Below are 24362 nucleotides of genomic sequence, written 5' to 3'. Positions count from 1 at the left end.
GGATAATGCTTGTCAGTTAAGCTAACTGGCTGTCGGTTTAGAAGGCGGTCGCATCGGATAACGTTGCGGCCGCCTTTTTATTGAACGAGGGTAATATCGCTCTCGTCTTTCGGGCAGCACGAATGCGCTGGCCATTTCCATCATTTGCTCCATGACTTTGGGTATTTTTCCGGGTGAGATGTGTACCAGTATATGTAACTGCCCCACCAGATAATGAGAGGCTTGTTTGAAACTTATTTGATTCGGCTCAATATGCTTCAGGCTATAGGCCATTTGCGCCATCATATACCGCAATAAGTTATAAGCGACCAGCATGCCCCACAACTCCTGCTCAACCAGGTCAGGCCGTTTGCTGCGCAGGGTCAGCTCACTCTTCAGCATATATTGTTTCATTTCACGGTAAGCCTGCTCGATTTCCCAGCGATGAGCATATAAGTCAACGATATCGGCTTCAGGATAACGCATCGTGTCTGTCATTGAGGTTAATATCGCAACCTCTTTTTTAGCTATTTTCTTACACACTAAACGCGCCTGAACAGTGTCCGGTGCATTATCCCACTTCTTCTTAGCTTGTGGTGAGAGCCTAATTTCTACCAATTTGTCCGTGTCGCTAAAAGACTTCTTGACAGAGTATTGTGCGCCTTTTCTGAGGGGAATAAGCCAATGGCGCTCCTCACCGGCACGATGCCATTGATCCAGTAAACCCAGCGCATAAAACCCTTTATCGAACAGCGTCAGTGAGTGGTCCGGCGTCTGTTCAATCAGCCGGGCTGCCAGGTCTACTTCACTAACCTCTGCAATACTGCCGAACTCCGTCGAGGTGACTAAATGGCTGCTTACTTCCATTTGATTCACCATCCGAATTTGAGGATAGTCGGATTCAGCCCGCTGGTTAGCCGTTCGCCCATAGGAAGCATCATTCTCCGGTGTGTCCGGTGTACGCCAGACGGTGCCGTCGACAGCCAGAACCGATAGATTATTCCAGTGAGAAAGCGGTAGTTTATCGAACCACAGCTCATTAGTGAGCTCAAACATACGCTTCATAACATTAGCCCCCAAACGCTGACGAGCCTGAACTACGGCACTCGGCGCAACGTAAGGTCTTTTGCCGGGCAACATTAAATCAAGGTGTGAAACGAGCTGACGCATCGGCATTTCCCGAAATAATGCCATTCCTACGACCGCCCAGACCATAAAGTCCATTGGCAAACGGCGTTTGCGTACCGTTGTAACGCCCGCGTCTTCAAGGCATTGTTCGATTAACTCAGGCTCCAGCAGATCCGGTAGTTTACTAAAATCATCCGGCGTAAACTCCTGCAGTTGGTCCAGTGCTTGACTCAGAAACATAAAAAATCCGTAGTTAGAAAACCTAACTACGGATTTTGAAGTCTCTGCCGGATCGGTCAACCGATCGCTAAAATTTTTCTTAACTGATCGGCATTATCCTTCGGGAGCCTTTTTACTTTTTGTCTATACAACATATTTGTAACAATAATAGCCCCAGTGCCTACCGAAGCTGATGCCTGCATGGTAATCTAGCTTTATTGAATAATTATTCGAGTGGTATAAGCATGGGACTTTATGATCCAGCTGATGTCCGTGATAACTGCGGCTTCGGCCTTATCGCTGATATTAATGGCGAAGCTCAGCAAGGTTTAATTTCTACCGCAGTAAAAGCGCTGGACCGTATGCAACATCGTGGTGGTATTGGTGCCGACGGTAAAACCGGAGATGGCTGCGGACTACTACTGCAAATGCCCGAGCAGTTTTTCCGCCAGTACGCAGAAACTCAAGGTTGGCAGCTCAGTAAGAAATTCGCTGTCGGTATGGTATTTTTTAGTCGCGATAAGGATAAGCGCGAGTCTGCCCGCCACCTTATTGAGCAAGAGCTTCAACGAGAGACTTTAGCGGTCACTGGCTGGCGTAAAGTTCCGGTCAACAACCAAGTACTGGGTGAAGGCGCTAAATCGTCTGAGCCGGTTATTGAGCAGGTTCTGGTGTCGGCTCCGCCGGGCTGGCGTAAAAAAGATTTGGAAAGACGCTTGTATATGGCGCGTAGACGCGTCGAAAAGCTGATGCCTAATCAGGATGAGCTCTATATTTCCTCGTTGTCGAGTCTGGTCTTAGTCTATAAAGGCCTGATGATGGCAGCTGACTTGCCGGCTTATTACACTGACTTAGCCGATGCCGAAATGAAAACCTCTATTTGTGTTTTCCATCAGCGCTTTTCTACTAATACGGAACCGCGCTGGCCGCTGGCTCAGCCGTTCCGGTTCCTTGCCCACAACGGCGAAATTAATACTATACGCGGGAATCGACAGTGGACGCAGGCAAGAGCTTATAAATTCCAGACCCCCTTACTGCCTGACTTACAGGACGCAAAGCCACTGGTGGGACTGTCAGGCTCCGATTCTGCGTCTTTAGACAATATGCTGGAGCTATTGCTGGCTGGCGGCATGGATTTATTCCGGGCAATGCGCCTGTTGATCCCACCAGCATGGCAGGGCGATGCCACCATGTCTGATGACATGCGTGCCTTTTACGAGTTTAACTCCCTGCATATGGAGCCCTGGGATGGGCCTGCCGGCGTGGTTATGAGTAACGGTCGGCATGTGGCCTGCAGTCTGGATAGAAATGGTCTGCGTCCGGCGCGGTATGTTTTGACCCGTTCGGGTATTCTGACCATTGCCTCCGAAGTGGGTATCTGGGATTACGACGAGCAGGAAGTGATTGAAAAAGGCCGCTTAGGGCCGGGACAAATGATGGCGGTGGATACCTATACCGGCAAAATTTGGTATAACGACCAAATTGAAGAAGAACTCAAGCAGCGTCACCCTTATAAACAATGGCTGGAACAACACCGTCGTCACTTAATACCCTTTGAACGCAGCCACGCCGACAAGCTGGGTAAGCGTTTGTATGACGACGAGACCATGCTGGTTTTTCATAAAGCGTATTTGTACTCCGAAGAAGAAATACAGCAAATTATCAGTGTTCTGGCGAAAGATGGTCAGGAAGCCGTGGGTTCTATGGGGGACGATACACCCACCGCCGTGCTTTCAAAGCAGCCGCGTTTGCTTTACGACTATTTCCGGCAGCAGTTTGCTCAGGTGACTAACCCGGCTATTGACCCTATCCGTGAACGCCATGTTATGTCGCTTTCCACTATCATAGGCCGTGAGCATAATGTATTTAACGAGGCATCCGGCGATGCCGACAGGGTAGTATTTGAATCTCCTATCCTCATGTACACCGATTTAAAGCAGCTACGGGAACTTGATGAACAACATTACCGGGCAACCACCTTGTCGCTGGGTTTTAAACCAGAGCAGCAGAATTTACAACAAGCCATCGATAGCCTGGTTGAGCAGGCAAAAACCGCGGTTAAGGATGAGCAAACGGTTATTCTGGTTCTCAGTGACCGGGATTTACAGCGAGAACAGCTGACGATACCGGCAGCCATGGCCGTTGGGGCGGTGCAACAAGTGCTGGTGAAGAATGATCTTCGCTGTGATTCAAACATTATTATTGAAACCGCTTCCGCACGTGATCCGCACCATATGGCCGTGTTAATAGGCTTAGGTGCCACTGCGGTTTACCCCTACCTTGCGTATGAAACCGTGGAACAACTGGTGGCCCGGGGCAAAGTCACACTGGATATAAAAGAAGCGCTGCTTAACTACCGTAAAGGCCTGAATAAAGGTTTACTGAAAATACTCTCGAAAATGGGTATTGCGACCGTAGCAGGTTACCGGGGCTCCTCCTTGTTTGAGGCGGTTGGGCTGAACGAAGATGTGCGCCGTCTATGCTTTGAGAACGTACCAGCACGCATTGATGGTACCGGATTTGACGATATACAGCAGGATCTTCAGCAGAGCTTTCACCGCGCCTGGTTAACACGAAAAAAACTGGCTCAGGGCGGCTTACTGAAATATGTGCATGGTGGGGAATATCACGCTTATAACCCGGATGTTGTGACGTCGCTGCAACGCGCGGTGGCAACAGGCGAGCAGCGAGATTACGACGTTTACGCTAAGTTTGTTAACGAGAGGCCGGTGACTCACCTGCGTGACTTGCTCAGCATCAAATTGCCTGAAAAGGCAAAAATTAAAAAAGAAAAAGTAGAAGCTAAAGAGCTTCTGTTTCAGCGTTTTGATACCGCAGCTATGTCGATAGGCGCGTTAAGTGCCGAAGCTCACGAAGCCTTAGCTATTGCTATGAATACTATTGGCGGGCATTCAAACTCAGGTGAGGGCGGAGAAGATCCGAAACGCTTTAACAACGCAAAAAACTCGCGAATTAAGCAAGTGGCCTCGGGACGTTTTGGCGTCACGCCTCATTATCTGGTTAATGCAGATATTATACAGATAAAAGTTGCGCAAGGAGCCAAACCCGGTGAGGGCGGCCAGTTGCCCGGCGAAAAAGTCACAGCGGAAATTGCCCAACTGCGCTATGCAGTTGCTGGTACTACCCTGATATCGCCGCCGCCGCATCACGACATTTATTCCATTGAAGATTTAGCTCAGCTGATTTTTGACTTAAAGCAGGTGAACCCTAAAGCCTTAGTTTCAGTCAAGCTGGTTTCTACGCCTGGCATTGGCACCATTGCTACGGGGGTTGCTAAAGCTTACGCCGATTTAATTACTGTGTCCGGCTACGATGGCGGAACCGGTGCCAGCCCCATGACCTCGGTCAAGTATGCCGGCTCGCCCTGGGAGCTTGGTCTGGTTGAGGTGCATGAAGCCCTGGTGGCGAATAACTTGCGCCACAAAATTCGGTTGCAAGTCGATGGCGGCTTAAAAACCGGTATGGATATTGTGAAGGCGGCTATTTTAGGCGCTGAGAGCTTTGGTTTTGGCACCGCCCCTATGATTGCTCTGGGCTGTAAGTATTTACGCATTTGTCATTTGAACAACTGTGCAACAGGCGTCGCCACTCAGGATGAAACCCTGCGACGGGAACATTTCTCCGGCTTGCCGGAACGCGTGGTGAAACTGTTTGAGTTTATGGCGGAAGAGGTGCGTGACATTCTCGCTCAATTGGGGCTGGAAAAGTTAACCGACGCTATTGGCCGGGTTGACCTACTGGAACGGCTGACTGGTGAAACCAAACGTCAGCAGCAGTTACAGTTAAATGCTTTGCTGCATTCAGCCGGGGTTCGTTCGGAGCATTCTTTATACTGCACCGAGAAGAACCCGCCGTTTGATCAGGGCCAGCTGAACCAGCGATTGCTGGAGTTGTGCAAGGAGTCTATCTATAAGCGCAGCGGAGGTCATTGGTCTTTGACTATCCGTAATTACGACCGTTCGGTTGCTGCAAGTGTATCGGGTTACATTGCCAGCCAGCATGGAAATCAGGGAATGGCGGTTGCGCCAATTACCTTAGGCTTTATTGGTACCGCCGGACAAAGCTTTGGTGCATGGAATGCCGGAGGCTTAAAGCTTCACCTGACCGGAGACGCCAACGACTACGTTGGGAAAGGTATGGCCGGCGGTGAAATTACTATTAAGCCGCCAGCAGGCTGTCGTTATAACACGCACGAAGCAGTCATTATGGGCAATACGTGTTTGTATGGCGCGACTGGCGGAAAACTTTATGCTGCCGGTTGTACCGGTGAACGTTTCGCGGTGCGTAACTCCGGCGCGACAGCTGTGGTAGAGGGTATTGGTGACCATGGTTGTGAATATATGACCGGCGGTATTGTGGTGGTACTGGGGGAGTGTGGCATCAATTTCGGTGCCGGCATGACAGGCGGTTTCGCTTATTTAAGAGACAGCGACGGCGACTTACATCGTCGGCTTAACCACGAATTGGTTGAGGCCGTTGCAGTGGATACCCCGATCATTCAGGAACACTTGCGTGGTTTAATTCATGAGCATCACGAAGCAACGGGAAGTCACTACTCGCGCGAGTTATTAAACAACTTCGGGCAAGTAGTGGACAGCTTTTATATCGTCAAACCAAAAGCAGCAGATGTGAAAGAGCTTTTAGGGCATCGGGCGCGGTCAACCGCAGAATTACGTGTGCAGGTGATGTAATGAACAAAAATATTTATCAGTTTTTGGACGTGCAGCGCATTGATCCGCCGAAACGTCCGGTTGAAGAGCGCCGCATTGAGTTTAAAGAAGTTTATGATCCAATGCCTGACGTGCAGCTAAAAGGCCAGGCAGATCGTTGCCTGGACTGCGGAAACCCTTATTGTGAGTGGCAATGCCCGGTTCACAACTATATTCCTCAGTGGCTGGAGCTGGCCAATGAAGGGCGGGTTATTGAAGCCGCTGAACTGATGCATAAAACCAACAGTCTGCCTGAGGTTTGTGGTCGGGTCTGTCCGCAGGATCGTTTGTGTGAAGGAGCCTGTACGCTGAATGACGGTTTCGGCGCAGTAACTATTGGCAGTATTGAAAAGCAAATGGTCGACGAAGCCTTTAAACAAGGGTGGCGACCAGATTTAAGCGGTGTGACTCAGCGTCAGGAACGGGTTGCTGTCATTGGAGCCGGGCCTGCAGGTCTTGCCTGTGCCGACGTATTGACGCGTAATGGTGTCAAAGCTGTCGTTTACGATCGTTACCCGGAAATTGGAGGCCTGCTAACCTACGGCATTCCGCCATTTAAGCTGGATAAAGCGGTCATGACGTTGCGTCGTGAAATATTCACCGACATGGGTATTGAGTTTAAGCTGGGTGTCGAAGTGGGTAAAGACATCAGTTTTGCTGAGCTGGAAGCCAATTATGATGCGGTATTCTTAGCTCTGGGGACTTATAAAGCGCTGGATGGAAAACTAAAAGGCCTGGATGCAGATGAAGTTTATCCTGCCTTGCCGTTTCTCATTGGCAATACACAAAAGCTTATGGCTCATGAGCCTATGTCTCAGTATCCACTTATTGATGTGAAAGACGAGACCGTGGTTGTGCTTGGTGGTGGCGATACTGCGATGGACTGCGTCAGAACCTCAATCAGGCAGGGAGCGAGTTCGGTTGTCTGCGCTTATCGCCGCGACGAAGGTAATATGCCAGGGTCGCGCAAAGAAGTGCAGAATGCTCGCGAAGAGGGCGTGTCTTTTGAGTTTAACCTGCAGCCGCTGGAAGTAGTCACAGACAATTCGGGTAAGGTTAGCGGCGTGAAAATGATGCGTACTGAACTTGGCCCGGCGGACGCGGATGGCCGCAGACGTCCACAACCTGTGCCGGATTCAGAATTCATAATGCCTGCAACGGCGGTGATTATTGCTTTTGGCTATCAGCCCAGCCCGCCGGAATGGTTACAACAACATAAAGTGGAGCTAAGCGACTGGGGCACTGTGCTGGCCACTGGCGACACGGAGTTTGCGATGCAAACCAGCAACCCGAAAATATTTGCCGGTGGCGATATGGTGCGCGGCGCCGATCTGGTCGTGACGGCGATAGCAGAAGGACGCAACGCCGCCGAGGGAATGCTGGATTATTTCGACGCCGTATAAGTTATGGGCAGCGCAATCAGCGCTGCCATTGTTTAATAACCGGCGCATAACCTTCGCGAAAATTCGCATACTGAAGTTGGTAACCACTGTCTTTCAAACCCTTGTTCATACAGCGTTTAGAGCCTCTGGGACCAACTTTTTTATTAATGTTTCCTGCCAGCTCAATTCCAAGCTGCTCAGCCAGCCACTGATAAACTTCGTATTGTTTGACCGGTTCATCGTCATTAACTAAATAAACAGGTTTGGGCTGATTAACCTGGGTAAGTAAATGCACAATAAAGCCAGCGACATCGTCCTGATGTATGCGGTTAGTCCAGCTGTCACGAAGCTGGACATTGCCCTGAGTTAATTGACGCAATAAAAAGTCACGTCCCTCGCCGTAAATACCACTGCAACGAAGAATTGAGGTTTGCCCCGGTAAGGCATTGATAATGGATTCAGCCTGTAATAGAGCTTTACCGGAGTCTGACGTAGGCTCGGTTGCACTGTTTTCATCAATCCACTCGCCGTCGCGTTGTGCGTAAACGCCGGTGCTGGAAACGTAAATAATATTAGGCTGATGCCTTTGCTGCGACAGTACCTGTTGCAGGTGACGACAGGGAACGACATAGCCCTGATGATAGCTATCTTCTGCGCCTTTTGCAGGAGTCAGGGTAATGACAACATTATCCCATTTATTCTGGAACAGTTGGTAAAGCTCTTGTTCACTGTTTAAGTCTGCTGCAACTAAATTGACCCCCTGGCGTACCGGCTTGCTCTCCGGGGTTCTGCAAACTCCGGTGACTTGCTCGTTTTGCCCGCTCAGCCGTTGCGCAACGCGGTCTGCAATATCGCCGTAACCGAGTAAAAGCGTTTGCATGAAGATCCTCTTGGCGTTAATGTAAAAGAAATGTTGAACTTAATATAGATACTGAACAATAGCCCATTATGAGCAGTGACCCTTCAATAGAAAGTCTGATTGATGAGCTTAAAACAGATTATCACCGCTCTCAATTTGAGTCTCTGTTTAAACGTAAAACAAAACATCTTAGCGGGCCCGAGAGGCTGCAGGCGCGTATGCGCATTACCGAGTTAGCGAAACCAGCTTTGGGTGTTATAGATCTTCGCAAGAAAATTCAGTCCGAAATTGAAGCTTACCCTTTTCAGGGGCGCGTACATTATTTTGATTTAGCTGCGAAACGATTATTTGAAGACGGCTTACGACTGTATAAGGGTGTTTTTACAAACGACACGAAACAGCAAATATTAGCGTTGAAAACACAGCATCAGCAGTTAGCGGAAGACAAAGCCTTAGCCCAGCAGGAACAAGAGAAGGCGCTTGCCAGTTTCGTGGCCGGGCGTGAGTACCAACGTTGTGAGCAACGGATTAACCTGGTCAGCGCTGTGACCATGGAACTGGCCGATGGCCAGGAATTCAGCGCTATGACTGTGGACATCTCTAATAATGGACTGCAGCTAAAGCTAGGTTTTGATCCTCAACTAACCGGCTTGAAGTATGCACGCGTAAAGGTTTACTTTTCAGGGCTTAGCGACGACTTTGTGTTTGACGCAACCCAGGAATACGAATACCGGGTAGTAGGGCTTAAAGAAAAAGACTTTTGTCTTTACTTACGTTTAAGGCGCATGGATGAAACTGGCGATGACGAACTTGGTCGGTTTTTAGCGGCTATGTTGAACAAGTCCCGGCGTCGCTATAAAGTCAATGTTGAGCATTTAGCCCAGAGGGTTACAGCCCGGGTGCATGAAAGTTGTTGGTTTGATGCTGTTCAGGCTGTGCCATTCATTTTAAAAGATGGCTCAGGGTGCTGCGCTTTAGTTCAGACAAAATCAAATCAGACCCTGCTGAACAGCTGGCAGCAACATCAGGGTGACCTTATTGCGGAGCTTATTGAGCAACCGTGGGTTCAGTCTGTGATAAATGAGTTGCGAAAAGCCAGGAAACCCACAAGGCGGCAAGTTACCTTGTTTCGTATTAGCCTGCCCATAAATAAAGTCTGGCGTGAGTACTTACTGCCGCTGCAGGCTATACAAAAAGAAAAAAGCTTAATTGCTACGTTGAACGCATTGCGTGCGGCAGGTTATGGGGCAAGGTGTTATCAACTGACGCTCACTCACAGCAAAGACGATGAGCTAGTCTACGGCGAATTTAATGCGATAAAAACTCCACTTTGGCGCGAACATTCCAATGAGAAGCTGAAATTATCGGTACTACAGGAATACCAGACCAAAGGAGCTAAAGCACTGAGTTGTAAACTGCTTAGTCCTGAAGCGTCAGCTGAGCAGAACATGTTTCGTTATGCTTTATCCAGCGCCTTATTTTTGTATAAAAGCGGCGTTGACTGGGAGCCTCAGCTGGCCGCATTAATGCCCGTTTCTGAAGGCTTACCGAAATTGTTTGATGATACTGAATTTTGGTTAGCAAACAACGAACGCTTACTCGGCGGACGGCGGCTGAGCTCCGAGCTAAGAAAGGCATTGCGTCGAGTGTCTGAGAACAGCAACTTGTCGCCGCGTATATTACTGTTAAGAGTTACTCAGGCCACTCAGAAAGACGGCGTTATGGGGCGGGAAATTAGCGAGTACGACAGCTTTGAAGAGGCGGCAGAATACATTCGTTTTCTTGACGAGGATGATAACTTTCTTGCGCTGCTGGTAACAGGGCAGCCATGTCAGCATCAAATAGCAGCCGGGTTGACGACAGATTTGTCTTATATTCAACGCTACCTGCCGCATCGCGCAAAGGAGCTTGAATCCAGTTTTAAACAACTGCGCGGCGTCATAACCCTGACAGACGTGACTCAGACTCTAAGCGGGCTTGCGCAACTAACGGAGCAGTTATAAAGGTTACCGTTTGCTGCTCCTGCGCGTGGCTTTCCATCCTGCGTTATATACCGCATAATCCAAACAAGCTCATTAATTAACAGGTATTCAATTATGTTCAAATCGTGGACAAGTTCATTACTGGCGGTAAGTGTTGGTTTAGCCACTCCGCTGAGTGCTATCGCTCAGGATAGCATTGACTATAAAGAGCAGGAAAAGTTACATGAAATAGCCGGTGCCATGCAGGCTGATCGCATTGAAAGCGATATTCAGACGCTGGTGGATTTCGGCACGCGCCATACCTTATCTGAAACGGAATCTGATACGCGAGGCATTGGTGCTGCGCGGCGCTGGATTTATGCTGAATTTGAGCGCATATCCGAAGCCTGTGGTGGTTGCCTTGAAGTGATGTACGTCAGCGACACGATTTCGGGAGAAGAGCGCATACCTGACCCTGTGGAAGTGAAAAGTGTCATTGCGGTTCAGCGTGGTAAAACAGACCCTAATCGTTATGTGATGATGTCCGGGGACATCGACTCGCGAGTTAGTGATGTCATGGATTATACCTCCGACGCCCCGGGCGCAAACGATAATGCCTCTGGTGTCGCTGGCGCGTTAGAAGCGGCACGAGTGCTAACCCAGTACGAATTTGATGGTTCTATTGTTTATGCGGCACTGGCAGGCGAGGAACAAGGTCTGTTTGGCGGCAAAATTCTGGCCAAAAAAGCGAAAGATGACGACTGGCATCTGACCGCTGTGCTTAATAATGACATGATTGGTAATATTGAAGGTATTAACGGGGTTATTGATAACACCACTGCACGTATTTTTGCTGAAGGCACCCGTATGAATGAATCGGATCGCGAAGCAACCATGCGCCGTTTTTATGGTGGCGAAGTGGATTCTCCTTCACGCAACTTAGCCCGCTACATTGATACAGTGGCTGATCGTTACATCAATAATTTAGACACTATGATTGTTTATCGCTTAGATCGCTTTGGTCGTGGTGGGCATCATAGACCTTTTAATGATTTAGGCTATGCCGGTATCCGCATTATGGAAACCAACGAAAATTATAACCGTCAGCACCAGGACCTTCGTGTGGAAGATGGCATTGAATATGGCGATACCATCGATGGCGTAGACTTTGACTACGCCGCTAAACTGACAGCGCTGAACGCGGTTTCTATGGCAAGCATGTCTTGGGCGCCAAGGCCTCCTGCTAATGTCGAAATAGAAGGTGCAGTAAAACCGGATACAACCCTGCGCTGGACGGCGCAAGAGGAAGATAAAGAAAATATTGCGGGTTATAAAGTTTACTGGCGCTTAACCAGTGCTCCTCAGTGGCAGTTCAGCCGCTATGTGGGTAACGTAAACGAATACACACTGGAGAATGTGGTGATCGATAATTACATTTTCGGTGTAGCTAGTGTCAGTAACGATGGCTTTGAAAGCCCAGTTGTATTTCCGGGACCAGCGGGGACATTTTCTATTGAGTAAAACGTTGTTCAAAGCATTAACCGAGCCGCTAAATTATGAAGGGGAAGACCGAAGAGTCGGTTTCGAACTGGAGTTTAGCGGTTTAACTCTGGAGAGAACTGTCGAAGTTCTGCAACAACAGTTGTCGGGGAAACGGGTTGCGGTCTCTAAAGCGGAACAAAAAGTTGAAGTGGATGAACTGGGTTCATTTACAGTTGAGATAGACTGGGACTATTTAAAGCGAAAAGCGAAAGCAGAAGGCGGAGACAATTCTGCCTGGGTGCGCGAGTTAGGCAGCATAGCTGAGAACCTGGTACCTATCGAAATTGTTTGCCCGCCATTGACTCTTGAGCAGTGTGAGCGGTTAATTCCTGTGACCGATGCTTTACGGGAAGCAGGTGCGAAGGGCACTGATGAGTCCTGGATTGCTGCTTATGGTGTGCATATTAACCCGGAGGTGCCGTCGTTAGAGCCAAATGTCCTGCTGCGTTATTTGCAGGCATTTTCTTTGTTGCAATGGTGGCTGGTAGAGGCTCACCGGGTTGATACAACACGAAAGCTGAGTCCTTATATTGATAAATATCCTGAAGCCTACATTCGCTTGCTGGTTTCTCAGCAGGAGGTAAGCCGGGAGCAACTAATTAATGATTATCTGGAACATAATGCCACCCGTAACCGGGCGCTGGATATGTTGCCGCTGTTTGCTTTTCTGAATGAAGAAAAAATTATGAAAGCGGTGGAAGATAATAAGATTAAAGCCCGCCCGACATTTCATTATCGTTTACCGAATTGTCAGCTTGAACACCCTGACTGGGATTTAACCGAACCATGGAAAATTTGGTGGATAGTGGATGCTCTGGCGAACGACGAACAGGCTTTAGATTACTGGAAGCAAGCGTTCACTGATGCTGAACGCCCGCTAATAGGGGTTTCAGAAAAAGACTGGAAGGAAAGGTTGCAGCAATGGCTCAAAGACCGCGAGTGGTTGTAACAGGAACCGCCAGACGGTGGTCTCCTTCCTGGTGGTGTACCTGGCTTATTCTTAAGTGTCTTGGGGCAACTCCTGTGCGCGCGAGTGTCAGACACAGCTGTGACCACGAAGGAGTCGACGCCGTGATTATTGGCGGCGGCGATGACATTAGTCCATCCGAGTATAATCAACCACCGGAGCGTGACGGCGAATACGACCCCGACAGAGATGAGCTTGAAATTGCCTGGATACGCTGGGCTCTGGAAGAAAAAAAGCCTCTGTTAGGTATTTGTCGTGGTTCACAATTGATTAATGTGGTGCTGGGTGGTGAACTGAACCAGAATATTAGGGAGCTACGACAGCTAACCTATAACAGACCCGGGTTATTGCCAACTAAGCAGGTATTTATTGAGCCCCGGAGCCAGTTGGCGAAAATTTGTAAAAAACAAAAACTGCGAGTTAACAGTTTGCATTCACAAATTGTGAAGCAAACTGGCGTCGGGATGCTTGCTGTGGGTTGGGATCTCGATGGTTTTCTACAGGCTTCTGAAGGGCAGACCGAACAAACTATTATTGGCGTACAGTGGCATCCTGAGTATCTTTTCTATGTACCCAGTCAGCTCAGAATTTTCCGTTGGCTTATCAAACAATAATTGAACATTTCGATTATACCCTCGTCAATACATCAATTTTTTTGATCCATCTTTGAACCTTATTAGTATAATCGTTCAATTACATAGATAAATATATCATCATCACTTTCTGGAGCATTACATGACCATAGCAAATCGGTTGTACGCGGGGTTTGCCTTTATTCTGCTGTTACTTGTTATAACGACCATTGTCGGTACGTATCAGGTTAGCGAAATCGATAAAACACTAACAAGAGTGAATGAAGTAGGAAGTGAAAAACAACGCTTTGCTATTAATTACCGTGGCAGTGTCCATGACCGTGCTATTGCTCTGCGCGATTTAGTACTTGTGGATGATGCCGCGGATCGCCCTCCGCTGCGTGAGCTAATTGATGATTTAAAGGCGAATTACAACACAGCAGATAAGGGTATGAGTGCTATTTTTTCTGACAGCACTTTAGTTAGCAGCAAAGAACGTAAATTATTGGCTGCTATTGAAGACGTACAAGTGCGTGGACTGGCCGCCGCGGATGAAACAGAGCGTTTGCTGAGTTCAGGTCAACGACAACAGGCGCAGGAATACGTACTGAATGAACTGTCTCCGGTTTATGCTGAATGGCTGAATCGTATTAATACCTTCATCGACTATCAGGAGCAGAATATAGCGTCAGGTACCGAAGGTGTTATGGACCGCAGTGCAAATTTCGCCACTTTAATGTGGTGGGTGACTGCTTTTGCCATTATTAGTGGTGGTATAGCAGCCTGGCGGATAGTGGCCAAGCTGACTCATACCATAGGCGGTGAGCCCGAAGAGGCCGCCGAGGTATTGCAGCGCATTGCAGACGGTGACTTAACGGTTTCAACCCGGACACGCTATGAAGATAGCATGATGGCGGACGTTAACCGCATGGCTCGTCAACTTAGAGAAATTCTGCAGGATGTTAATGACTCCGCAGATACGATTCTGAACTCATCGAACGAGTTGTCTGAAACCGCGAATGATAACCAGCAATTAGTGGTTCAGCAGCAAGAGCAGACCACTCAGGGTGCAACGGCAATTCATCAGATGGCACAGACGGTGCGGGAAGTTGCTCAGCATACAGAGCAGGCGGCTCAGTTGGCGGACGACACTGATAAAGAGACTGTTGGTGGTAGCCGTGAAGTTGAAGCGACCATACGATCTATTGAAGAGCTGGCAAACCAGGTTGAAGGTGCGTCAAAAGTTATTGGTCAGTTGTCTGATAACACGGCAGAAATTCATAAAGTACTGGAAGTGATAGAAGGCATTGCTGACCAGACCAATTTACTGGCGTTGAATGCCGCAATTGAGGCCGCCCGTGCCGGCGAACATGGCCGCGGGTTCTCGGTGGTTGCTGATGAAGTCCGCGCACTAGCGAACCGAACTCAGGACTCAACCCGTAATATTCAAAGCTTAATTGAAACCATGCGAGTGAGTGCCAACGACGCTGTTACCGTTATGGAAAAAGGCAGAGGAAAAGCCGCAGAAAGTGTTGAACAGGCGCGCTCCGCCGGTAAGTCTCTGCATGCCGTGAATAGCTCGGTTGCAAAAATGAGCGACATGAACGCGCAAATTGCGACTGCAGCGGAAGAACAAACTGCCGTAGCGGAAGAGATAAACCAGAACTTCACATCCATTACTCAGGCTGCTGAGCAAACCGCAGCAGGCTCAGAGCAAATTAGTGAAGCCAGCCGTGAGCTGAACGAACTGGCAAAACGATTAAATAATGGCATGAAACGCTTTAAAATTGCTTAAACCCCTTGATTAGAACGGCTAAAACCCCTACCATAGCGGCCGTTCTGGAGAGGTGTCCGAGTGGCTGAAGGAGCACGCCTGGAAAGTGTGTATACGGCAACGTATCGAGGGTTCGAATCCCTCTCTCTCCGCCAGATACAAAAGAAACCGCCCTTGAGGCGGTTTTTTTGTGTCTGCAGAAAGAGGGGGCTGTATGAGAACTGTATTTACATCATGCTTTGTAAATAGAGCTGCTCACCCAGTCGATCCATTAAGTTCAGCTGTATCTGTAGCCAGTACGCGTGATCTTCTTCGGTATCTTTTAAAATACCGACCAGCATTTCGCGGGTAACGTAATCGTCAACTTCTTCGCAGTATTCAATGACTTCACGCAGTGTTTTGGCGTTGTTGTGCTCAAGCTTCAGATCATTTTCCAGCATCTCCCGGACATCCGAACCTATGGTATGTGGTTCGCGATTGCTCATGTTGGGTTTGCCTTCCAGAAATAAAATTCTGCGAATGAGCAAGTCCGCATGGCCGCGTTCGTCGTCAATTTCATGGTTAATGCGCTCATAAAGCTTCATTAAACCCATGTCTTCGTATTGGCGAGAATGTGAGGTGTACTGGTCAATAGAAGTCAACTCAAAAGCCAGAAGACGGTTGAGTTGCTCAACTACATTGTTATCTCTGCGCATTATTCAGCTCCTTGAATTTTGGTTTGCAAATAGACCTCGTTGCCCAGGCGCGATATCAAATCGATTTGAGTTTCAATCCAGTCTAGATGTTCTTCCTGCGAGTCGAGAATATCGCGTAAAGCGTTACGGCTGACATAGTCTTTGTGTATCTCACTCTCTTTTATGGCTTCGCGTATTGCGCTGACATCATTAAACTGGACTTTATGGTCCATTTCCAGCATTTCTCTTGGGTCTTCACCAACGTATAACTTACCGAGTTCCTGCAAATTAGGAATGCCTTCCAGAAATAAAATGCGTTCGATAAGCACATCGGCGTGCTTCATTTCATTAATAGAGGCTTTATAAACAGGCTTGTTCAAACTTTCAAAGCCCCAGTTACGATACATGCGGGCATGAAGAAAGTACTGATTAATGGCGGTAAGTTTGAGCGTCAGTATTTTATTCAGTTGCTGGATGACTTTAGCATCACCTTTCATAGCCGTATTACTCCTTAATTCACTAGGTATGAATTAAGTGTAGCATACGGAAACCGGAAGTTGAGTCTCTTTACCTGCTTGATTAGAACGTTGCTCGAGGGCTTCGTGAAGAACATCTTTGGCGCAGCTTTTACAACACCCGCACTGTGAGGCTACACCGTATTGCTGGCGTAAGTCTCGCATTGAGTTCACCTCACCAGAAACTACGGCCTGATGGATGACTTTATCGTTAATACCTTTACAAAGACAAACATACATAGACTATCACCTCACTTGATAGTGACAGTCTATGTTAAATGCGAACGATTTGCAATAGTGTTTATTGAGGGGCGATGAAGCCGGTTTTCAACAAGTATAAGGTGTAGAGCAAGTACAGGCAGATAAAGATAAAACCGTGCACGCGGTTAATTCGACCTTGCCGTGCCTTGCGAATACCAAAGACCATTAGCAGCAATGTCAGTACCGCCATGGCAACCCAGTCGCGGCTTAACACCAGAGGTTCAAGCGAAACCGGTTCAATAGCACCGGCAATACCGACGACGGCTAGGGTGTTAAACATATTCGAGCCGATAACGTTACCCAGTGCCAGGTCGTGCTCATTCTTGCGGGTTGCCGCAATGGCTGAAGCCAGCTCTGGTAAGGAGGTACCAATGGCGACCACCGTCAAACCGATGACTAAATCGCTGACGCCAAGTGACACCGCTATGTTCACGGCACCCCAGACTAAAGCACGTGAACTGACAATGAGCAGTAGTAAGCCAACAATAAGCCACATAATGGCGGGTTTCATTGGCAGAGGGTTAGAGTCGAGTTCTTCGGTGAACTCTGCGGCTAAGCTGTCGTCGCTGCTTTTTGAACCTATCCATACAGACCAGCCCATGTAGCCAACAAAAACAACTAACAGAAAAATGGCTTCCAGCCGGGTGATTTGATAGTCAAGCAGAAATACAGCGCTTAACAGGGTTATGGCTATTAGAACTGGCATCTCGCGACGTATAACCACAGATTTAACCGCAATAGGGGCGAGCATAGCGGTAATACCTAAAACCAGTGCTATGTTGGTTATGTTCGAGCCATAAGCGTTACCCAGTGCCAACGCAGGGTTGCCCTGCATTGATGCCAGTGCCGATACAACCATTTCCGGCGCCGATGTACCAAAGCCAATAATGACCATACCGATAACTAATGGCGCCATGCCCAGATGTCTTGCTACTGCGGCTGCGCCTTCAACAAAGCGGTCAGCACTCCAGACCAAAACAGCCAAACCTATAATGACCGCAACAATCGATAACGTCATAACACCCTGATCCTGTTTAAAAGAAAGGGCGCTAGTTTAACGCATGGTTTCCTTAATAGCATCAATACTTGACGGATCATCAATGGTTGAAGGAACAGCAACATCGTCGCCCTGTAATACCTGCCGAATAAGACGTCTCAATATTTTTCCTGAGCGAGTTTTAGGTAGCCGGGATACTATGTGTAAGGTTTTCAGGCAGGCAATAGCGCCAATCTCTGCACGTATTGACTGGATAAGTTCCTGTTGTAATTGCTCGTGAGCAATAGTGGAAGAGTTTTTAAGAATAACGAAACCAACCGGTAACTCACCTTTTAGTTCATCGGGTTGTGCGACAACGGCGCATTCAGCAACGTCTTTGTGAGCGGCCAGAATTTCTTCCATCTCTCCGGTGGATAAACGGTGGCCGGCAACGTTTATTACATCGTCTGTACGGCCCATGATAAAAACATAGCCTTGTTCATCGATGTAACCCCCGTCGCCACTGCAGTAATAACCCGGGAAAGCGTTGAGATAACTGCTGTGCAGGCGTTGCTCATCGCCCCATACGGTGGTCAGGCAACCGGGTGGCAAAGGCAACCGTACACAAATTGCACCTTCTTCTTTGCTGCCTAAACCTTTGCCGAGAGGATCCAGAACACTAATTTCGTAGCCGGGAACCGGAAAGGTGGAAGAGCCGGGTTTTACTTTTACTGCTCCAATACCGACAGGGTTAGCGCACATTGGCCAGCCGCTCTCGGTCTGCCACCAGTGGTCGTAAACCGGCAAGTCGGTTAATTCGGTTGTCCATTCATAGGTAGCGGGATCTAAACGCTCTCCTGCCATATAAATGCGTTTCAACGAGCTTAAGTCATAGCGCTGAATAAATTCGCCTTCAGGATCTTCTTTCTTTATTGCCCGGAAAGCCGTCGGAGCAGAAAAGATGGCGCTGACGTTATAGTCCTGAACGATGCGCCAGAAAGCTCCTGCATCTGGCGTATTAACCGGCTTGCCTTCGTAGAGTACACTGCTGCACCCAAAAAGCAGGGGACCATAAACAATATAAGAGTGACCTACGACCCAGCCTACATCGGATGCCGTGAAGAAGACTTCCCCGGGCTCTAATCCGTAAACGTAATTCATGGAAAAATTCAGGGCAACGGCATAGCCACCGTGGTCGCGCACAACGCCTTTCGGTTTGCCCGTAGTGCCCGAGGTATAAAGAATATAAAGAGGATGAGTTGCCGGTAGAGGAATAGCTTCTAAAGGGCTTGCTGTCGTCAGCGCCTGTTCCCAGTCGGTGTCCTGACCTTCCTGCATTTCTGCCTGGCACTGCTCGCGCTGATAGACAATGGTACGCGGCTTGTAGGTCGCTTCCGCCAAAGCTTTATCCACAATAGGTTTGTAGGGCAGAACTTTTGTCCCCTCAATACCACAAGACGCGGTGATAATGAGTTTGGGAGCCGCGTCGTCGATTCGAACAGCCAGTTCGTGCGCTGCGAAACCACCAAAGACGACCGAGTGAATTGCCCCAATGCGGGCGCAGGCCAGCATTGCAATAGCAGCTTGCGGGATCATGGGGAGATAAATAATAACCCGGTCGCCTTTTTCTACGCCTTGTTGCTTCAGGACATGAGCAAAGCAGGCAACCTGTTCACGCAACTGGTTAAAGGTGTAATTTGCTTTGCTTTGGGTTACCGGGGAATCGTAATACAAAGCGACTTGCTCGCCGCGGCCTGCTTCAATTTGTGCATCGAGTGCTAAATAACTGATGTTAACTTCGCCGTCCGGAAACCAGTCTGCCAGTCCATTCTTTTTGACCTGTGCAGCGACTTTAGGCGTTTTGAACCAATTTAAGCGACGCGCTTGCTCTAGCCAAAAACCTTCAGGATCTTGCTGAGCTTCGGAGTAAACGTTTTTATAGGCTTGCATAGCACTACCTCAAATCCTTTTATGCAGAGCCTTTAAGCATATTCTGTTGGCTTAAATTTCCTATTCGACTTAGGTCTAAACCGCTTTGATATAAGTCAGGTTTACCAGAATCTCAGGCGTCTCAACAACAGGAATTCGACAATAGCGATAATTACCAGCGCACCACAGAAAATCATAAATGCACCTTCACTTTCTACCCCGGGCATGCCACCAATGTTTATTCCAAAAACACCGGTTAAAAAACTGAGAGGTAAAAACACTCCGGCAATAACCGAGAGCCAATAGGTGTTGCGATTCATTTTTTCGGCTATGGCCTGCTGCAGTTGCTCGCGCTGCATCCAGACTTGCTCCAGCATCAGGTCAATTTGCTCGAATAAGCGCTGAGTGGTATCGCGCTCATTGATAAGCCACTGGTGCAACTCTGTGCTCATAACCTTTTCGGTTTCGGTACTGAGTTTTTCTAAAGCGGCCAACTGCGGGCGGATAAAGCGGTTAAGGCGTAACAGACGACGATGCAAAGCGGTGAGTTTTATCTGAACCGATGCCGTATTATCAAAGCCTTCACCTTCAATGACTTCCAGTTGCTGTTCTGCCGAGGACACCACATCTTCAATTCGTAAGTTCAGTTGCTCAATTAGGGCAACGATAAAGTCGTGTAACGACTCCGGCCCCATTTGTTGGTCAAGTTGCTCACGCAATTTTGCTATGGATAAAAAAGGGCGCTTACGAAAACTGTACAACGCGCCTTTATAATAGAGTAAGCGCAGGCTGAGCATGTCTTCGGGAGATTCGCCGGTGTTTAAATTAACGCCCCGTAGCAACAGCATGAAACCGTCGGGTAAACGCTGAAAACGAGGGCGGGTGTCTTCTTCCAGTACCGCATCAATCAGAGGCTCAGGTATACCGGCTTGAGTTAACCACTCGGTCAACCCATCGGCATCACGCTGAAAATGAAACCAGGTGTTTTCTGCGGCGCTCGATGGCGACTGAAGTTGTTTTGCGGGATGCTGACTGAAATCCCAGGCGTCAATTAAAAAATCCATAGAATCCTCACATATGACAATTATTCAAAGTCTATAGTGAGGCATTCAACTTGTCATTGTTTTACGGGCTAATTAGTCAGGCAATTCGCACAAAGACGAGTCGAATACCACTAAGTGATCAAAGTCGATATCAATCCCGATTTGTTCGCCTGTCTTTAACGGTTGATGCGAAGGACCTACAGCCAGCACGTGACTGGTGTCGGCCAGCTCCAGAGTATAGAGATAATGAGAACCACGAAAACCGCAGCCAACCACTATGGCCTGCATACTGCTATCGTTATTAATTAATACATCATCGGGGCGAACTAAAAAGTTAACACTCATGTCGGGTTTGTTGTGCAACTGAGAGTGCTCTATGATTCCAAATGCACAATGTAATTGATGTTCTCTTATTTCGCCATTGAGCAAAACGCCGCGGCCAATAAAGTCGGCGACCAGTTGATGCGTTGGTTGATGATAAAGGGCATAAGGCGTTTCCCACTGCAGTAGCTGACCTGAATACATGACGCCCGATTTATCTGCCATGGCAAAGGCTTCCTGCTGATCATGAGTAACCAGCAAGGCGGTAATACCTTCTTCTTTTAGCAATCGTCTTACGTCGTGAGCCAGAACTTCGCGTAGTTCGGCATCAAGACTGGAGAAGGGCTCATCAAGCAGCATCAGTTTAGGTTTCGGAGCCAGAGCACGGGCCAGAGCAATACGTTGTTGTTGCCCTCCGGATAGCTCGTGCGGGTAGCGATTTTGATAACCGTTAAGACCAATGCGGATGAGTAGCTCTTTAACTCGCTCTTCCTGCTGTTTTTTAGGTAAACGATTAATGCCAAAACGAATATTGTCGGCCACGGTTAAGTGCGGGAACAATGAAAAGTCCTGAAACATCATACCCACTTGTCTTTGCTCGGTTGGTATTTGCACCCGGCCGGATGAGACGGTTTTTCCATGCAGCTCAACCTGTCCACTGGAAACCGGAATAAAACCGGCTATAGCGCGCAGCAAAGTGGTTTTACCACAGCCGCTGGGGCCGAGCAGGCAGCCAATATCACCTGGCTCCAGAGACAAACTCAGTCTGTCTACGATGAGGTCACCGGAGAGCTGGATGCTGACTGCGTCAATCTTCAGTAATGTGCTCATTTACTCTCCTGTTTTCAGTGTTTTGCTGCGTAAGGCCCGGGACAGCATAATAACCGGAATTAACCCGACTGCGACAATCATCAATGCGGGTGGCCCGGCATCGGCTAAGCGTTCATCTGACGCCATTTCAAATGCGCGCACCGCCAGGGTGTTAAAGTCAAACGGACGTAACACCAGCGTGGCCGGTAGTTCTTTCATGACATCAACCAGTACTAAAATTAGCGCAGCCAGCAACGGGCTGCGGAGCAACGGCAAATGAACCCGCCATAAAATACGTTTACCGCTGGCGCCCAGAGTTCGCGCTGTATCGTCCATTTGCGGTGTAATTTGTTCCAGCCCCGAGTTAACGGTTTGCAATGACACGGATAAAAACCGAACGCTGTAGGCAAATAAAAGCGCGATAACGGTACCGGAAAATAATAGCCCGGGATTAAAGTCAAATATCCATTCACTAGTAGCGATAATTTGATTATCAAGCCAGGCTAAAGGTGACAACAACCCAACCGCTATAACAATACCGGGAATAGCGTAGCCCATGCCCGCCAGGCTGATAGCGGCCCGCAAGGGACGGGTAGGGTGGCTACGGCGACCATAAGCAAGCCATAACGCCAGAGCGACAGTGATTAATGCGGCTAATAAACCCAACCAAAGCGTGTTAAAGGTTAGCACCCAGAATTCGCTTTGCTGCCATATTTCAGACTTCTGAACCGACCACCAGAGGAGTTGTGTTGCCGGTATAATAAAACCAAGCACGACGGGTAGCCAGCAAACCAGCGAAGCCAGCGCCGCCCGCCAGCCGCTTAATGGCCGGCGTTGAGGAGGTTGGGTTGCAGAACGCTGCTGATAAAAACGAGCCCGGCGTCTTGAGTAACGCTCGACCATTATCAAAATAATGACAAATACCAGCAGTAAAGCCGATAGCTGCAGCGCTCCCTGCGCATCACCAATACCGTACCAGGTGCGGAAAATACCTGTGGTAAATACCGTGACTCCGAAGTATTCCATGGTGCCGTAATCGGCCAGAGTTTCCATTAACGCCAGAGTGACGCCGGTTGCTATAGCCGGACGCGCCAGTGGCAGAGCAACTCTCCAAAAACTTCTTAATGAGCTGGCACCCAGGGTTTTCGCACTTTCAAACGCGGTTGTCGATTGCTGCATGAAAGCGGAGCGGGTAATAAGGTAAACGTAGGGGTAAAGAACAATGCAGAGAACAAAAATAGCACCGTTCAGACTGCGTATTTGCGGAAACCAGTACTCACCTATATTGACGGAGAAAATGTCCCGGAGAAGGCCTTGCACAGGGCCTGCATAGTCGAGCAGGCCGGTATAGGTATAGGCCGTAATGTAGGCGGGCATTGCTAATGGAAGTAATAACGCCCAGCTTAGCCAGCGCCAGCCAGGAAAGTCGTATTGACTAATACACCAGGCAGTACTTACCCCAAGCAAAGTGACACCGGTACCGACAGCGAATAATAAGATCACTGAATGACCGATGTATTCCGGTATCACGGTTTGCCAAAGATGTTGCAGAGTGTCCCATTGAGGGTTCAGTAACGACAAAGCTACCACAATGAGTGGTAGCCCTATCAAGACCGCGACGGCAAACAGCAACAGCGTGCCACGGTTCATTTATGCATCTCCTGGTAGCAAATTAACGCCAGCCGGCACGGTTCATTAAGCGCACGGCGTCGCCGTTATTTTCACCCAGAATATCCATTTCAATGTCATCCTGCTTAAAGTCACCCCATTGCTGGAGTGTTTCACTCCACTCAACGCCTTCGCGAACCGGGTATTCATAGTTTGCCTGAGCATACCATTTTTGTGACTCTTCAGAGACCAGGAACTCGATTAGCTTTTGAGCCTCGTCAACGTTTTTAGCGTGTTTGGTGATACCTATACCAGAAACGTTCACATGGGCACCTTGTTTGTCCTGAGCTGGCCAGAATATCTTCACTTTTTCGGCCGCTGCACTTTCTTCTGCGTCATCAGAGTTCAGCATATGGCCAAAGTAGTAGGTATTAGCAACTGCGATATCGCAAACACCAAAGGCAACGCCTTTAATTTGGTCACGGTCACCGCCAACCGGTTTACGGGCAAAGTTTGCGACAAAGTCCTCAGCCCATTCTTCCGTTTTTTCTGCGCCGTGGTGTTCAATTAGCGCAGCAACTAACGACTGGTTGTACAAATTATTGGAAGAGCGGATGCAGATACGGTCGCTCCACTTATCATCCGCCAGGCTTAAATAAGATTCCAGTTCGTCCGGGTTAACGCGCTCTGGTGAGTAAAAAATAGGGCGGGCGCGTAAACTTAATCCGAACCAAAGGTTGTCGGTAGAGCGAAAATGAGAAGGAACGGCTGAATTAATTTCGTCAGAGCTTACCGCCTGGAACGCGTCGGCTTGAACAGCACGGTGCAAAGCTCCTGCGTCAACGGTTAAGAATAAATCTGCCGGGGTATTTTTGCCTTCGGAGTTAAGTCGGGCAAGTAGCGCGTCCGCTTTACCGGTTAATAAATTAACTTCGATGCCGGTTTCTTCGGTAAATTTTTCCAGCACGGGTTTAATCAGCGCTTCTTTGCGGGCTGAGTAAATATTAACTTCAGCGGCGGCGCTAGTGAAGGACACCAGTGTCGCAGAAGTCGCAGCAAATATTGCCAGTAGTGAATGAAACTTACGCATTTCAGATGACTCCTTAACGAAC

18 protein-coding genes and 1 tRNA gene are annotated in these 24362 nt (G+C 48.6%); 8 read left to right on the top strand and 11 right to left on the bottom strand.

Annotation, left to right across the window (positions count from 1 at the left end; translation table 11 throughout):
• Window positions 1-21: 21 nt before the first annotated feature.
• Window positions 22-1347: an IS4-like element ISIlo1 family transposase gene (locus tag IL_RS05510; protein WP_011234327.1), complete on the bottom strand. Its 1326-nt coding sequence runs from the start codon at window positions 1345-1347 to the stop codon at window positions 22-24.
• A 224-nt stretch (window positions 1348-1571) separates the two neighbouring features.
• On the opposite strand from IL_RS05510, the gene gltB reads away from it, so the two are divergent.
• Together gltB and IL_RS05500 are read left to right on the top strand one after the other, a co-directional pair.
• Window positions 1572-6038, top strand: coding sequence for a glutamate synthase large subunit (gene gltB / locus IL_RS05505; protein ID WP_011234326.1), 4467 nt, complete (start codon window positions 1572-1574; stop codon window positions 6036-6038).
• The gene (locus tag IL_RS05500) at window positions 6038-7459 is read left to right on the top strand and encodes an FAD-dependent oxidoreductase (RefSeq protein WP_011234325.1); all 1422 of its coding nucleotides are present in this window, start codon (window positions 6038-6040) and stop codon (window positions 7457-7459) included. Before gltB ends, IL_RS05500 begins: the two co-directional genes overlap by 1 nt.
• A 16-nt stretch (window positions 7460-7475) precedes the next feature.
• On the opposite strand, the gene IL_RS05495 is transcribed toward IL_RS05500, so the two are convergent.
• Window positions 7476-8318 carry an SDR family oxidoreductase gene (locus IL_RS05495; protein WP_011234324.1) on the bottom strand — a complete coding sequence of 281 codons (843 nt, stop codon included), beginning with the start codon at window positions 8316-8318 and terminating at the stop codon, window positions 7476-7478.
• A gap of 68 nt (window positions 8319-8386) precedes the next feature.
• On the opposite strand from IL_RS05495, the gene IL_RS05490 reads away from it, so the two are divergent.
• From IL_RS05490 to IL_RS05465, 6 genes are all read left to right on the top strand, one after another.
• Window positions 8387-10300 (top strand): PilZ domain-containing protein, encoded by a 1914-nt coding sequence (locus IL_RS05490; RefSeq protein ID WP_011234323.1) that lies wholly within the window; start codon window positions 8387-8389, stop codon window positions 10298-10300.
• Between the two features lie 93 nt (window positions 10301-10393).
• On the top strand, window positions 10394-11779 hold the full coding sequence (locus tag IL_RS05485; protein ID WP_011234322.1) for a M28 family metallopeptidase: 1386 nt from the start codon (window positions 10394-10396) through the stop codon (window positions 11777-11779).
• The gene (locus tag IL_RS05480; protein ID WP_011234321.1) at window positions 11772-12749 is read left to right on the top strand and encodes an amidoligase family protein; all 978 of its coding nucleotides are present in this window, start codon (window positions 11772-11774) and stop codon (window positions 12747-12749) included. Before IL_RS05485 ends, IL_RS05480 begins: the two co-directional genes overlap by 8 nt.
• Window positions 12722-13381 (top strand): gamma-glutamyl-gamma-aminobutyrate hydrolase family protein, encoded by a 660-nt coding sequence (locus tag IL_RS05475; RefSeq protein ID WP_011234320.1) that lies wholly within the window; start codon window positions 12722-12724, stop codon window positions 13379-13381. Before IL_RS05480 ends, IL_RS05475 begins: the two co-directional genes overlap by 28 nt.
• Window positions 13382-13502: 121 nt before the next feature.
• Window positions 13503-15134: a methyl-accepting chemotaxis protein gene (locus IL_RS05470; protein WP_011234319.1), complete on the top strand. Its 1632-nt coding sequence runs from the start codon at window positions 13503-13505 to the stop codon at window positions 15132-15134.
• Window positions 15135-15180: 46 nt separating this feature from the next.
• A tRNA-Ser gene (locus IL_RS05465) sits at window positions 15181-15268 on the top strand.
• 72 nt (window positions 15269-15340) lie between these two features.
• Here IL_RS05465 and bfr (IL_RS05460) read toward each other — a convergent pair.
• The 9 genes from bfr (IL_RS05460) to IL_RS05425 form a co-directional block, all read right to left on the bottom strand.
• Entirely contained in the window at window positions 15341-15808 is a 468-nt protein-coding gene (bfr, locus tag IL_RS05460; protein ID WP_011234318.1) for a bacterioferritin, read from the bottom strand.
• Window positions 15808-16284, bottom strand: coding sequence for a bacterioferritin (gene bfr, locus IL_RS05455; protein ID WP_011234317.1), 477 nt, complete (start codon window positions 16282-16284; stop codon window positions 15808-15810). Before bfr (IL_RS05455) ends, bfr (IL_RS05460) begins: the two co-directional genes overlap by 1 nt.
• Window positions 16285-16317: 33 nt before the next feature.
• Window positions 16318-16542, bottom strand: coding sequence for a (2Fe-2S)-binding protein (locus IL_RS13610; RefSeq protein ID WP_011234316.1), 225 nt, complete (start codon window positions 16540-16542; stop codon window positions 16318-16320).
• A 61-nt stretch (window positions 16543-16603) separates the two neighbouring features.
• Window positions 16604-17581 (bottom strand): calcium/sodium antiporter, encoded by a 978-nt coding sequence (locus IL_RS05450; protein ID WP_011234315.1) that lies wholly within the window; start codon window positions 17579-17581, stop codon window positions 16604-16606.
• A gap of 36 nt (window positions 17582-17617) precedes the next feature.
• The gene (locus tag IL_RS05445; protein WP_011234314.1) at window positions 17618-19489 is read right to left on the bottom strand and encodes an acetate--CoA ligase; all 1872 of its coding nucleotides are present in this window, start codon (window positions 19487-19489) and stop codon (window positions 17618-17620) included.
• 101 nt (window positions 19490-19590) lie between these two features.
• Window positions 19591-20532: a CorA family divalent cation transporter gene (locus IL_RS05440; protein WP_011234313.1), complete on the bottom strand. Its 942-nt coding sequence runs from the start codon at window positions 20530-20532 to the stop codon at window positions 19591-19593.
• A gap of 72 nt (window positions 20533-20604) precedes the next feature.
• Complete coding sequence (locus tag IL_RS05435; RefSeq protein WP_011234312.1) at window positions 20605-21663, bottom strand: ABC transporter ATP-binding protein; 1059 nt, start codon at window positions 21661-21663, stop codon at window positions 20605-20607.
• On the bottom strand, window positions 21664-23292 hold the full coding sequence (locus tag IL_RS05430) for an ABC transporter permease (protein WP_011234311.1): 1629 nt from the start codon (window positions 23290-23292) through the stop codon (window positions 21664-21666).
• A 22-nt stretch (window positions 23293-23314) separates the two neighbouring features.
• Window positions 23315-24340 (bottom strand): Fe(3+) ABC transporter substrate-binding protein, encoded by a 1026-nt coding sequence (locus IL_RS05425; protein WP_011234310.1) that lies wholly within the window; start codon window positions 24338-24340, stop codon window positions 23315-23317.
• Window positions 24341-24362: the final 22 nt, after the last annotated feature.

Source organism: Idiomarina loihiensis L2TR (assembly GCF_000008465.1).
GTDB classification, from domain to species: Bacteria; Pseudomonadota; Gammaproteobacteria; order Enterobacterales; family Alteromonadaceae; genus Idiomarina; species Idiomarina loihiensis.
The sequence above is the reverse complement of the archived record's forward strand: the minus strand, read 5'-3'. Positions and strand labels throughout refer to the sequence as shown.

Bases quoted from the DNA above. Each gene is read 5' to 3' on its own strand.
- IL_RS05425 (WP_011234310.1), bottom strand. From the start codon at position 24,340: ATGCGTAAGTTTCATTCACTACTGGCAATATTTGCTGCGACTTCTGCG.
- IL_RS13610 (WP_011234316.1), bottom strand. From the start codon at position 16,542: ATGTATGTTTGTCTTTGTAAAGGTATTAACGATAAAGTCATCCATCAG.
- IL_RS05430 (WP_011234311.1), bottom strand. From the start codon at position 23,292: ATGAACCGTGGCACGCTGTTGCTGTTTGCCGTCGCGGTCTTGATAGGG.
- IL_RS05485 (WP_011234322.1), top strand. From the start codon at position 10,394: ATGTTCAAATCGTGGACAAGTTCATTACTGGCGGTAAGTGTTGGTTTA.
- IL_RS05490 (WP_011234323.1), top strand. From the start codon at position 8,387: ATGAGCAGTGACCCTTCAATAGAAAGTCTGATTGATGAGCTTAAAACA.
- IL_RS05495 (WP_011234324.1), bottom strand. From the start codon at position 8,318: ATGCAAACGCTTTTACTCGGTTACGGCGATATTGCAGACCGCGTTGCG.
- gltB (WP_011234326.1), top strand. From the start codon at position 1,572: ATGGGACTTTATGATCCAGCTGATGTCCGTGATAACTGCGGCTTCGGC.
- bfr (WP_011234317.1), bottom strand. From the start codon at position 16,284: ATGAAAGGTGATGCTAAAGTCATCCAGCAACTGAATAAAATACTGACG.
- IL_RS05440 (WP_011234313.1), bottom strand. From the start codon at position 20,532: ATGGATTTTTTAATTGACGCCTGGGATTTCAGTCAGCATCCCGCAAAA.
- bfr (WP_011234318.1), bottom strand. From the start codon at position 15,808: ATGCGCAGAGATAACAATGTAGTTGAGCAACTCAACCGTCTTCTGGCT.
- IL_RS05435 (WP_011234312.1), bottom strand. From the start codon at position 21,663: ATGAGCACATTACTGAAGATTGACGCAGTCAGCATCCAGCTCTCCGGT.
- IL_RS05510 (WP_011234327.1), bottom strand. From the start codon at position 1,347: ATGTTTCTGAGTCAAGCACTGGACCAACTGCAGGAGTTTACGCCGGAT.
- IL_RS05445 (WP_011234314.1), bottom strand. From the start codon at position 19,489: ATGCAAGCCTATAAAAACGTTTACTCCGAAGCTCAGCAAGATCCTGAA.
- IL_RS05450 (WP_011234315.1), bottom strand. From the start codon at position 17,581: ATGACGTTATCGATTGTTGCGGTCATTATAGGTTTGGCTGTTTTGGTC.
- IL_RS05475 (WP_011234320.1), top strand. From the start codon at position 12,722: ATGGCTCAAAGACCGCGAGTGGTTGTAACAGGAACCGCCAGACGGTGG.
- IL_RS05470 (WP_011234319.1), top strand. From the start codon at position 13,503: ATGACCATAGCAAATCGGTTGTACGCGGGGTTTGCCTTTATTCTGCTG.
- IL_RS05500 (WP_011234325.1), top strand. From the start codon at position 6,038: ATGAACAAAAATATTTATCAGTTTTTGGACGTGCAGCGCATTGATCCG.